Source organism: Pseudomonas brassicae (genome assembly GCF_010671725.1).
GTDB lineage: Bacteria > Pseudomonadota > Gammaproteobacteria > Pseudomonadales > Pseudomonadaceae > Aquipseudomonas > Aquipseudomonas brassicae.
In genome coordinates this window covers 1-1,037 of record NZ_JAAHBU010000210.1, presented here as the reverse complement: position 1 = coordinate 1,037, position 1,037 = coordinate 1, and the positions used below count along the sequence as shown (strand labels likewise).

1 pseudogene is annotated in these 1,037 nt (G+C 68.0%); it reads right to left on the bottom strand.

Annotated features, from left to right (window positions below):
- Window positions 1-881: pseudogene (locus G3436_RS15320) on the bottom strand (J domain-containing protein); the annotation flags it as partial.
- Window positions 882-1,037 lie beyond the last annotated feature (156 nt).

Genomic DNA, 1,037 nt, shown 5'->3' with positions numbered 1-1,037 from the left:
CCTGCCATCCACAGCAGGATCACCAGCAACATGCTGCTCATCACCCGCAGATAGCTGCGCGGGTGCATCGGTCGTGGCGCCAGCTTGCGCCAGAAGTACAGGTCGCGGTGCGGCACCTGCTCAAGCAGCTCGGGGTAACGGTAGAGCAGGTCCTGGGTCAACTGTTCGCAGGCATTCCAGTCGGCCTCGCTGAAGCCCTGGGCCAGTGCCACTTGCTGCTTGAGTTCGAGGTTGCGCAACAGCAGATACGCCGCGTTGCCTTGCGGGCTGGTGTGCCAATGCCATTGCTCGGCCAGCGCCTGGCGTTGGGCGAACCAGGCTTCGCGCTGGCAGCGCTCGTTCAGCGCCTGCCACAGGTAGGCCGGTTTCGGCCCACCGTCGTCATCGCTCCAGTTGAAGTACTGGCACACCCGCTCGAACAGCCCATGGCTCCAGCTGGGGTGTTCGTGCAGCAGTTGCAGCAGCATCGCCTGCAACTGCTCGCGACGGTCGAAGGGCTCCAGCCAGGCCTGCCCGCCCCAGCTTTCGAGGCATGCATACAAACCACGTTCGTCGCCGGCCGCGAGCGGCGCCTGCAACGCCGCATGGCAGGCGTGCCACAGGCTACCCAGCAGTTCGTCAGCCTGGTAGGCGGTCATCGGCACCGTCTGCCAGGGCGTGAACCAGCCGCGTGCCGCCACCGCCCACTGCAGAATCGCCAGGCGTGGTGCGTCGTCGCTCAGGCAGTACTGCAGCAACTGGTACTCGAAGGCCGCTGCGCAGCCCTGTGCACAGGCCTGCTGCCAACGGCTGTCGAGCTGCGCCGGGGCCAGCCCGTCAAGCAGGGCCTGGGCCTGTCGCTGCTGGTCCGGGGCGGCCTCGACCTGCGGCTCGGCAAACACCCCTGCCGGTTCGCGCGCAGGCGCGCAGTCGATCGGCGCCGGGGGCCGCCTCGACCGCCTCGTCCTCCACTTCCCAGCGGGTTTGCGCCAGGGGCCAGCTCATACGCCTCGCGCAGGCGCTGGAAAGCCTGCGGGTCTTCATCGGGCGGTGCACCT